The organism is Arcicella aurantiaca, from assembly GCF_003148625.1.
GTDB lineage: Bacteria > Bacteroidota > Bacteroidia > Cytophagales > Spirosomataceae > Arcicella > Arcicella aurantiaca.
Genome location: NZ_QGGO01000044.1, coordinates 21,530 through 32,261, shown reverse-complemented (window position 1 = coordinate 32,261; position 10,732 = coordinate 21,530). Strand labels below are relative to the sequence as shown.

Below are 10,732 nucleotides of genomic sequence, written 5' to 3'. Positions count from 1 at the left end.
AAAGGATAGCAACTTGTTGATAGTCAAATTCAAAATCTTTAAAAAATGCTTGTATTCTTCTTTCATTTGACTCCACTTTTGAGTCAGTTGTAAAATGTAATCCAACTTCTTTGAATTGGACATTTCTACTTTTTATGATACCGAGAGTGAACTCTGAAATAAACGTTTGTCTGGCTAAATTCTTGGCTAATGGGATTTCTGAAAATAAATTTTTAATTTTGCTACTGATGATATTTTTCATTAAAGGGCTGGTTTTGTTGCTTGAGAACTACAAATTTCAGCCTTTTTTTATTAATTCTAATTTTTCATCGGGTAGAGTAAGCTCTCTATCTTTTGCTAAATCAAAAGGTGTATCATTTTCATGTAATTTTAAAATTTGTCCAAAAGCATAAAAAAAGCCATCTCTATCTTTTGATGGTAAGGCATTCCAATCATCGTATTTCTGCTGGACGATAACCATTTCATAGTAAATATCAGGCAGAAATTTAGGAAACTGTTCACCTGCAATTGTGTCAGAATCATCAAAAGCATAAAGGACTGGCTTTGCACAACCCTCTCCATACTTTTTCTCCAATTCAGTTATCGGAGTCAAAAGGTCTTCGACAAAATAGTATCCCATCTTTGCGTATTCTTGGTGCATATACATCAAATACCCAATACTATCTAAATCGGCAATAGACCTGATTAAGTCAAAATTCTTGACTTGATTTAAAATGAAATGTGGAGTTTCGGAATTTGTCAGAAGGGTATCATTCATCCACTCTTCCTTTTTAAAGCAAAAACCATTAAAAACTCCCTGACTATAAAAGGCGTACATATTTTCTAATTCTTGCTCTGAATAAGAAATAGCTCCATTTTTCTCAATAAATTCTTTTTGTTGAGGTGATAATTCCATAAAAATTTGTTTAGATTATTATAATTATATAAAATTAAAATTTAATATTTATAATAAATATTAAAACATAAACTATTAATGATTAAATATATTGTTTTTTCTATATTCTTTCTTTTATCTTCTCAAAGAGTGCTAATCGCTCAGGAAAATAGAGCGGTGATTGATACTCTTGAAGAGCGTCTTGAATTTACAGAAGAAATAGATACTTTAGAAGTCGAAAATCCAGCGATTTATCCAATACCAGACACTATAATTAGGCTCAATAATAAACAATTTTATGCCGCACTCAGAGGATGTTCAAATAGTTTAGTGGTAAATAATTTCACATTTCTACTCAACCATGACCCATCTTTAAGGTTTAAAATTCCTGCAATTAGCCCAATAAATCTCAACCATAATCCATTCGTTAATTCGAGATTTGGATATAGAGTACACCCTAAATATAAAGATGTCAGATTTCACGGGGGCGTGGATATGATTACACTTAGTCATGAAGAACCTATTTATGCAACAGCTCAGGGAGTCATCACAAAAATTGCGTATGACCCAAACGGTTATGGAATATATGTCGTTGTTGACCATGCTTACGGTTATCGAACAATATATGCCCATTTAGCATTGGCAGTTGTTGAGTTAAATCAGGTAGTATATACAGGAACTATTTTAGGGAAAATGGGAAAAACAGGAAACGCCACTGGTTATCATCTTCATTACAGTATTATAAAAAATGGACATTATGTTGACCCTTCACCCATGCTTTTACTATTTTTATCAGATGCCAAATAAATTTAGAACAAAAATAATGTTCCATGCCTCACTGATTTAAGCGTAGATTTAACACGAACAGTCCTATCATTTCTTTTTTTCGTAAAGCAAGACATTTCCTCCAACATTGGATTTATCTGAGCTAAATTATTGGCGTTAGGGAAAGAGTCTATTAAATCTACAAATGGGGATTGAATCTGATTGTTTTTAATTAGTGATTCAGAGCAATTCTCTTCTTCTGAGCTTTCCAACTCACGATAACTCATTTCATTTATTTCTTGTAAGATAGCACCACCCATTAACTCCAAAGCTAAGGTTATACTCACAAAAAAGTATGCCGTGTAGGCAATTGCTTGCGTATCCAGATAGTGATATACTTCCCAAAAATCAAACAACGAAATACCAACCGAAACTAATAAAGCAATCGTTTTGGTCTGTGATAAACCCTTTTCAGATGCTAAAAAACTGGCGTAAGCAAAAGCCCCACGGATAAATTCCGTAATGATAGCTAATGCCCAAGAAGCCCAAAGAGCCTGTGTTCCCACATAGTCGAATAAGACCTTCGTAAACAGGTAAGATTGCTTCAAATACATAGTAAACAATAAAGCAAATACTATCGAAAGCCAAAAAATTATTTTAATACACTTAATCATTTTCATACTATTTTATTTATTTGATTATTCAAAATTATATCATATCAATCTCAAAAAACATTTAATTCATTATCTATCAAACACTTACACCCTTTTGTAGATTTAACAAAACCCCTTAATTATTTATATTTATAAAAATAATATAAATTAAATTTTTATATTATTATAAATATAATTTTTTATATTTGTGCGAATTATATAAAACACCTTCAAATAATGAATCGTATAATTATCGCTATAATGTTAAAAATATCGTTTGCTAATTTTTTCATTTTTGGTATCTGTTTCTTCTTTGCATGGGTTTGGTTGGTCTTAGGCACTAATCTTTTCAAAAAAGCTGATGAAATTTCAGGCACGAAAAAAGGAAAGGCGGATTTATTAGTCAGAAACGAAGGGGGAATAGGAGAGGAAGAGCAAAAATTAATTAATGAAAAATTAGATTTGATTAAAAATCCAAATGTCGTACCTGCCCCTGATTCACGAATGAAAAGCACCTTTTTACCAGAGAAAAGCGACACCCAGACGACTACATTTCAGCGAGATAAACCTTCGAACGAAATTCCTGATATATTGAAGACAGAGAGTAACAATTCAGGGACAGCAACAGCCAACCAAGATGAAACTGAACCAGAGGACACTCCACCGAATGCAAGTGATTTTTTCAATGATTTTGATGATAATATTATTGAGGGTGAAAATTATAACAAAGAAGAAATTGAGGGAACTAAGCCAATATTTATAGAATCAGGTTTAAAACCACAATTATTTGCAAGAGCTGAGTGGATGGAAGAATTAGAACAGTTTATAGCTGAATTTGAGTTATTAAGTGAGGATGAAAAAAATAGTATTAAGCAACAAGGAGAAGAGGTCTATCAAAAGATTTTAGTGATACAAAAACAACAAATGGAAGTCTATAAATTAGATAAAAACTCAATGGTTTATCGCACGGCAACATCTTTTGAAGAAATTGCTTCCGATGAAAACTTTATCAGTAAACATGATTTGTTTTTACTTAATACAAAGCCACTTACCAATATAGAACTCCAATATTCATCGAAAAAGAACTTAATAGTTAAAGAGCAATATTCAATGTCAGCTTAATGGATTAGTATGCCTTAATCAACCTGTTTCCTTTTTTAGGCTTGTCAAACACGCCATAAAGTGCTTTTCTGTGCAATCAACGTGTTTATTTATATTAACCATTTGATTATCAAATACTTTAAAATTTATATTCAAAAGCAATCAAGATAATTATCAATTCATTTTAATCAATTTTTACATTTCTTAATTATGCTTAAACAATTTTTTATCAAAGAACGATGGGAGAGAGCAATCGGATTGTTTGTCCTGTCGATTTATGTTTCATTTTCTTCAATGGCTCAATCTGCTACATTAGATGGTGATGCAGGAGTAGCCGCCATTGAAGATGCACAGGTTCAGATTAAGAAATACTTTGCCCCTGTAACTATTATTATCTATATCATCGCTGCAATTGTTGGGATGATTGGGGCTTTTAAAGTTTACAATAAATGGCAAAATGGTGACCAAGATGTACAGAAAGTAGCTGTGGGTTGGTTTGGTAGTTTCTTATTTTTAATTATTGCGAATACCGTTTTACGCTCGGTATTTGGTATTAATTAATCCTTTTATTGGGGTATAGAAGAAAAATTTATACCTCAATTTTAATGTCAAAAACATGAAACGAGTATATTACCTCATATTGATTTCAATATTTAGCTTACAAGTAATTTCTACGAACCATGTATCAGGGCAAATTTTCGGAAGTGGTGCAGACCCGAATAATTTTGCTTATAAAGGACAAAACTTTACTGCTGAACGTGAAAATGCTATAACTAAATATACTCCCTATTTCCGTGCAGTATTATTACTCATTGGTATCATTGGAATGGTTGGAGCTTTTCGAATCTATGTTAAATGGCAACAAGGCGATGACGTATATAGGAACATCGTTCGCTGGTTTATGGCAGGTTTATCCGTCCCCATTGCTTATGTTATTTTCTCGAAATTCTTTTTCAATACCTAATTTGTGCATAACATCTATTCTATGTTTCGCTATTCCTTAGTATTACAAATCACCAGTGATTTATCACAATTCAAATCATTTATTGATGTCACAATGAATGTTGGGATTGGGGTAGCTGGTTTATTGTCAGGCTATCGTATTTTTCAATCATTCAATCGTGGAGAGGATATAACGTCAGACATTATACGTTGGGTCGGTGGGCTATTCTTAGGATATTCAGTTTATGCCTTAGCCGCTTATTTTTTGTTTGCTCGAACCTTCAATAGTGGAAATTATTTAAGTCCTGGCATATTCATAGAATTTGGAAATGATGTATGGATTTATGGTATGTACATTTCTGGATTAATCGTATTAATTGGATTCATTCGACTTTACAATAAATACATGAAAGGAGAAGATGATTTGTATGAATTTAGTTTGAGATGGTTTGGCTCAATACTGTTTCTATTTTCCATAGGCTACATCATTTTTTTAATTAGAACGGGAACATATTAATCCATTTTTCATGAAAAGATACCAAATATTTAGGGGCGTAGATTCAGAAATTGAACTTTACGGATTAAGGGGAAAATACTTGTATTATTCAATTGGCATAGCGGTAGGGGCTATATTTTTCACCATTTTATTATTTATGATAGGTTCACCTGCTTTGGTAAATATTGCTCTCTTATTCATGGGATTAGCTTTTGCTTATGTTTATCCAAGCCATGAATACAAAAAAAATGGACGGTGGGGGACTGAAAAACTACCCATTGTTGCGGCAAAACCGAAAGTAATTTTTCGTAAGACAAGTTTTAAAAATATTATCTCTCAGGTAAGAAAATGATAAATCCACGCAAAATAAAGGATATAAAAGACATCTTTCCTATCCTTTCCATAGATAGCAGTATCGACCCAAAATTCAATATCATTGTATCAAAAAATGCTGATTTGACGATTGCTTTTGAAGTAGCTTTGCCAGAGGTATTTACCTTATCAAGTGATAGTTATAATGCCATTCACGATACTTTTGTAAAAGCAATTCGGGTACTTCCTGTTGGTTATATTTTACATAAACAAGATTGGTATTTCGAGGATATGTACGTTTTTAATCCTAATGCAGAGCGTTATGCTACGATGGATCGTTTGGGAATTGATAATGAGCAACATTTTTCGGAACGACCATTTATGACTCAAAAGTGCTATCTTTTTCTTACGCTTCCTTCGGCAGATGTAAAGAAAAGAAGTAGCCTTAATTCTTCTATTTTAAAAAGACAATTAGTGCCTAAACAAGTATTGGATAAAGCTACTTGGACGCAATTCATCGACATAGTAAAACAGTTCACTTCTATTTTAAATAACTCAAAATTTCTCTCTCTCAAAACCATGACTTACGAAGATTTGGCAGGTGAGAAAGGATATTATCAACAGTATTTTACTTTAAATCTGGGAGATAATACCTTAGGAGATATTACCATTGGCGATAAGCAAGGAACATTTAAAGTAGGCAACAATCATACCTACACGTATTCAATCAACGATTTACAAGATTTTCCACAAGAAGTAGTTTCAAATTCTACTTACGCTCCTTTTTCTTCGGATGCCCACTCAATGCCTTTGAGCTTTGCTTCTCCGTTAGGGATTTTATTACCCTTCAATCATATTTACAATCAGGTAATGGTGATAGAAAATGGTGATGCTTTGACCAATAGATTAACGGCTGAAAATAAAAGACATCAATCATTCGCTGCTATTTCCAAAGAAAATGAAGCCAGTATTTTATTTAAGGATTCATTCATGACTGAAATGAAAGTAAATGGGCGAAAACCAGTTTCTGTTCATTATAACATACTCACATGGGATAAAGACCTTGATATTGTAGATGAGAATCGTTCAAATATTGCGGCGGCTCTCTCGGATTTGGGATTTACGCCAAGACAATCGGTTTACGATGCTGAAACGTTGTTTTGGAGTTGTTTGGGCGGAAATATAGCTGAAATTGGTTTAGACAATCTATCAACCGTTTTCGTAGAAGAAGCGGTGAGTTTGATGACTTTTGAAGAAAATTATAAAGATAATCCTTTATCTCCTTATGGTATTCGTTTAATTGACCGTTTTGGAAAGCCCATTATGTTTGACCCATTCATTGATGGAATGAAAATGAATCTGATTGCCAATCGAAATTTTTTGATTGTTGGTCCTTCTGGTTCGGGGAAGTCATTTATGACCAATAACATGATGTACTATATGTTAAATAGTGGTTTCCATGCAGTTATTGTTGATGTGGGTAATTCTTACAAACGTCTATGTCAATACATGGGAGGGCGTTATATCACTTTTGAAGCCAATAAACCTTTATCATTCAACCCCTTTTTTTTCAAAAATAATAGTACAGATTCTGAAACGGAGCAATCCATTGCCGAATTATTGATTAGTCTTTGGAAATCAAATAAAGAGGCTATCGAAATTGCGAAATCCGAAGAAACTTCGGTGTCAAACATGGTTCATTATTATTATGAACATTTGAGGAAATTAGGAATAAATGCTCCCTTTCCCTGTTTTGATAATTTTTATGAGTTCGCCAAAGAGCATTATACTGAACTATTTAAACAAGACGGTGGGCGTGAAAAGGACTTTGATTTAGATAATTTCCTGTATGTGCTTAAAGTGTATTATAAAGATGGTACTTATGGTTATTTGCTTAATTCACGCACTAATATTGACTTGGTAGAATTGCCTTTTGTGGTATTTGAATTAGATAATATCAAAGACCACCCCGTGCTTTTCCCTGTCGTAACCATTATGATTATGACGACTTACATTAGAAAACTTATGACCATCAAAGGACATAATTTAATTAAGACTTTGGTCATTGAAGAAGCGTGGAAAGCACTTTCAAAACCAGCTTTTGCAGGTTTTTTATTATGGGCATTTAAGACGGTGAGAAAGCATAATGGAGCAATGGGAGTTGTAACTCAGGAGATTGATGATTTAGTAGGCAATCAGTTTGTAAAAGATGCCATTATCAATAATGCAGATACAAAATTTCTACTCGACCAACGAAAATACGCAAACCGTTTTGGAGAAGTGCAACAAGTTTTTGGGCTTTCAGACAATCAAAGTATGCAGGTATTAAGTGTTGGTAGAACCTTAGATGATTCAAGGAAATATCGAGAAATGTGTGTTTTGATGGGCGACCATGCAAAAGTGTATGGTATCGAAGTATCACCAACCTTTCACGCCTTATTTACCACAGATAAAACAGACGTAGAACAGATTAATGAGTTATCTCAAAAAATGGGTTCAACCATCAGAGGTGTAAAAGCCTTTGCACGAGGGGAAAGAATTAAGGTTTAGCGTATTAGCAATTTATCATATAAAACAATTAACAACATGAAAACATTTAAACGGGTCGGTCTGCATGGCTGTTGGGTAGTTATTGCCATATTCTTTTCGTTTGCTCTTGTTCCAACAAATGCCAATGGTCAATTTGCAGTATTTGATGTACCACATACCGTTATTACCAGTGCTATCAAATACTTACAAGGAGCAAGTTTTGGGGATTTAGTAGAGGGAGTGAAGAAGTTGGAGCAAATTTCAAAAGTAGTTAGACAAGCAGGTAGAGGAATTGAAATTGCCAAAAAATCCGCTACTGTTATTGGTAAGGTTAATACAATCTCAACCACCTTAGCCAGTGATGCCCACATTTTAGATTTTGAATACAAAGGTATTAGCCGAAGATTTGAAGTGATGGCAGATGAAGTCGAATTGGCGGTTAAAGATTTATCAAATGTTGTTCAAACAAATGGTACAACGATGGATGATGCAGGGCGTTTGGATTTATTAAATCAGGCTTATGAAAGGATTTCCAAAGTAGATAATGAATTGAGTGGCATATTCAGTTACTATCAAATGGTATCAAGAAAGAGAGCAAGAAACCAAGCAGACAGAGCTTCTACGGCAAGATTATACGCTTCCGCAGGTAGAACGATTAACACCATTAATACAAAAGTTGCCAAAGATTTTTCTAAAATGTTAGACGATGCTTTTGCAGATGACAAATTCCAAAATGTTGATTTAGAAAAAGAAAAAGGGATTAGATTAGCCATTGCCGAAGATGTCTCCAAAGAGACAGCAAGGGTTAATAACTACGTACAAGGTTTAGAAAAATTGAAACGTTCAGAATTCGCTGTTGGGGCAGCAGTAGCGTATCCAAAGCGAACCGACTCACGGTGCCGAGCAATGGAAGATTTGGCTAAAACTTTATCTGAAGTTATTGGCGAAGGCGTTGAAGAAAGTCCAGATTACCAAGCATTATTGGCACGTGCAGAATCTTGCCATATCGAAGTTGATAATTATAATGACCAACAAGAAGCACTTAGACAAAAATATATTGATGACCAAATGGTGTCAGGCAACTTTTCACAAACCTATTCAGATATGCGTAGGGATATGATGTACGATGCGATGAAAGCCATTTTTGCTAAATATGGTAAAACTTATAACGTTCCAAAATAATTAATCATGAAAAATTCATTGGTAGTTTTTGCAGTATTTCTTCTACTGCTTTCTTGTACAGAAAAATCGAAAAGAGAAGATGAAAAGTATTTAGGACATTGGAAAGGTCACGATTTATTAAGTGACGGAACATACAACTATATGGATATTACATTGAGTGATGATGATGAATATCCATATCGGGTTATCATATCACAACATGATGGAAAGGGTAGGGGAGACTCTGAATTTGAATCTCGAAAATGTAAGATTTACGATGGATATTTATTCACGCAAGAAGGAAATATCAAAGGTTTTTCTTTTAAAATAATGGAAAAAGAAAATGTTTTCAAATGCTACTGCGATAAATATCATGTCGTTGGAAGTTTAAAAAATCGGACAAAAAATGGCTCTAATTGATGATATTATCAATATCCTACAAGATGCTTACGACAGTAGCTTGACAGGGTTAAGTGCTACACAAACCATTGCAACGCTTGGCAGATATTTGGCTGGAATTGGCGGTATGTTCTATATTGGGAAAAGTGTAATGGGGCAAATTGCCAGAAATGAAAGCATCAATTTTATTCCGCTCATACGACCCATATTCTTTTTGATGGCAGTGGGCTGGAGTAGTAATATTTGTGATTCCATTGATAGTATTTGTAATTCTATTGCCATAACAAGCTCTGGGGATGTTCAAAAAATGAAAGATGCTTATGAGACTTATGATAATCAATTAGAAAAAACAATTGAATTAAAATGGGCGAATATTGCTAAAAATGAGAAAGACTATGATGCACAATTTGGCGATGGAGCTTACGCAAGTACCACTTTTGATTGGGAAAGAAATGTAGTCATTGGCGTTTCAAAATTCAAGGATGATTTTGTGGCTGGACTATTAGACGTTATTACGGAAATACTGCAATGGATTAATTATTTTGCTTTTATGGTGATGTACCTGATGTCTTTTCTATTTCGGATTTGTCTCAGAGCAGTAGCACCAATTGCTATTGGGATTGCCATTTTTGACGGCTTTGCTAATAATGCTGTCGAATGGCTTGGCAAGTATATTAATTACGCACTCCTTCCTGCAATCGCTAATTTATACGGGGCTATTTCCTTCAATATTTTGACAAAAATGATGATTACACTCACTTCCGCAGGTATTGTGGGCGATGAAAATGCCAAAAATACCAGTTACGATATTACCACAATGGGAGCTGTATATGTGGCGGTTTTAGTAGTATTAATTATTGGTTGGTTTTTTATCCCTACGATTGCGAATATGGTTGTTTCGGTTGGAGGTTCTTCTGCCGCTGCTCAGGGTTTTGCCGCAAGGTCGGCTGCATTGGGAGCAGGTGTTACTTCAGGTGCAAAAATGACTGCAAGAGGTGGCGTAATTGCCAGTGGTGCTATTTCGGGAGGAATTAAAGAAGGGTATGCTGGAGCTGTAAATGGTGGAAAAACGGGTATGTCAATGGGGCAAAATGCAGGAATGGGTAATTATGGTTCTTCTGCTTTGGGTATGGCTTCGGCAATTGGTGGCGGAATTTATAATGGTGCTATCGGTGCATTCAAAGGGGGAGGAGATGCCAATGTAGCGGCTAAAAAAATGAAAAGACGTGCTTCTTATCGGTATGGAAATGGTAGATATGGTACTTAATGAACGAATTTATGAATAAGAATTTAGTATTTTTTTACAATCGTGTTTATTTAGAAATGTTGGTTATTTGCCTACTGTCATTGACAATTATGATAGTTGCTATCGTCTGGAGTTATCAAAATTATAATGATAATACCAAGAATAGCTTTGCTCAATATCGTGGTCGAACAATTCCAATTTTTGACAATACCAAAGCCCTCAGAAAACAACGAATCAAATATCCACAAAAATAA

14 protein-coding genes are annotated in these 10,732 nt (G+C 34.2%); 11 read left to right on the top strand and 3 right to left on the bottom strand.

Annotation, left to right across the window (positions count from 1 at the left end; genetic code table 11):
- The coding region (locus LV89_RS23645; RefSeq protein ID WP_374755123.1) for a hypothetical protein at positions 1 to 241 on the bottom strand (241 nt) is incomplete at its 3' end.
- A gap of 36 nt (positions 242 to 277) precedes the next feature.
- Entirely contained in the window at positions 278 to 895 is a 618-nt protein-coding gene (locus LV89_RS23640; RefSeq protein WP_109745433.1) for a hypothetical protein, read from the bottom strand.
- A gap of 78 nt (positions 896 to 973) precedes the next feature.
- Between LV89_RS23640 and LV89_RS23635 the strand changes: the two genes are divergently transcribed.
- The gene (locus tag LV89_RS23635; RefSeq protein ID WP_109745431.1) at positions 974 to 1,681 is read left to right on the top strand and encodes a M23 family metallopeptidase; all 708 of its coding nucleotides are present in this window, start codon (positions 974 to 976) and stop codon (positions 1,679 to 1,681) included.
- Between the two features lie 2 nt (positions 1,682 to 1,683).
- Here the strand turns inward: LV89_RS23635 and LV89_RS23630 are convergent, their stop codons facing one another.
- Complete coding sequence (locus tag LV89_RS23630) at positions 1,684 to 2,313, bottom strand: hypothetical protein (RefSeq protein ID WP_146199254.1); 630 nt, start codon at positions 2,311 to 2,313, stop codon at positions 1,684 to 1,686.
- A 216-nt stretch (positions 2,314 to 2,529) separates the two neighbouring features.
- Between LV89_RS23630 and LV89_RS23625 the strand changes: the two genes are divergently transcribed.
- The 10 genes from LV89_RS23625 (at position 2,530) to LV89_RS23580 (ending at position 10,732) form a co-directional block, all read left to right on the top strand.
- Positions 2,530 to 3,414, top strand: a complete 885-nt coding sequence (locus tag LV89_RS23625) for a hypothetical protein (protein ID WP_109745427.1) — start codon at positions 2,530 to 2,532, stop codon at positions 3,412 to 3,414.
- Positions 3,415 to 3,603: 189 nt separating this feature from the next.
- Complete coding sequence (locus LV89_RS23620) at positions 3,604 to 3,954, top strand: DUF4134 domain-containing protein (RefSeq protein ID WP_109745425.1); 351 nt, start codon at positions 3,604 to 3,606, stop codon at positions 3,952 to 3,954.
- Positions 3,955 to 4,009: 55 nt separating this feature from the next.
- Positions 4,010 to 4,357 (top strand): DUF4134 family protein, encoded by a 348-nt coding sequence (locus tag LV89_RS23615; protein ID WP_109745423.1) that lies wholly within the window; start codon positions 4,010 to 4,012, stop codon positions 4,355 to 4,357.
- 21 nt (positions 4,358 to 4,378) lie between these two features.
- Positions 4,379 to 4,852, top strand: a complete 474-nt coding sequence (locus tag LV89_RS23610; RefSeq protein WP_109745421.1) for a DUF4134 family protein — start codon at positions 4,379 to 4,381, stop codon at positions 4,850 to 4,852.
- 10 nt (positions 4,853 to 4,862) lie between these two features.
- Entirely contained in the window at positions 4,863 to 5,183 is a 321-nt protein-coding gene (locus LV89_RS23605) for a DUF4133 domain-containing protein (RefSeq protein ID WP_109745419.1), read from the top strand.
- Positions 5,180 to 7,693: a TraG family conjugative transposon ATPase gene (locus LV89_RS23600; protein ID WP_109745418.1), complete on the top strand. Its 2,514-nt coding sequence runs from the start codon at positions 5,180 to 5,182 to the stop codon at positions 7,691 to 7,693. Before LV89_RS23605 ends, LV89_RS23600 begins: the two co-directional genes overlap by 4 nt.
- 36 nt (positions 7,694 to 7,729) lie before the next feature.
- Positions 7,730 to 8,854 (top strand): hypothetical protein, encoded by a 1,125-nt coding sequence (locus LV89_RS23595; RefSeq protein ID WP_109745416.1) that lies wholly within the window; start codon positions 7,730 to 7,732, stop codon positions 8,852 to 8,854.
- A gap of 6 nt (positions 8,855 to 8,860) precedes the next feature.
- Complete coding sequence (locus LV89_RS23590) at positions 8,861 to 9,253, top strand: hypothetical protein (protein ID WP_109745414.1); 393 nt, start codon at positions 8,861 to 8,863, stop codon at positions 9,251 to 9,253.
- Positions 9,240 to 10,499: a TraJ family protein gene (locus tag LV89_RS23585; RefSeq protein ID WP_109745412.1), complete on the top strand. Its 1,260-nt coding sequence runs from the start codon at positions 9,240 to 9,242 to the stop codon at positions 10,497 to 10,499. The genes LV89_RS23590 and LV89_RS23585 overlap by 14 nt, the downstream gene beginning before the upstream one ends.
- Positions 10,500 to 10,510: 11 nt before the next feature.
- On the top strand, positions 10,511 to 10,732 hold the full coding sequence (locus tag LV89_RS23580) for a hypothetical protein (RefSeq protein WP_146199253.1): 222 nt from the start codon (positions 10,511 to 10,513) through the stop codon (positions 10,730 to 10,732).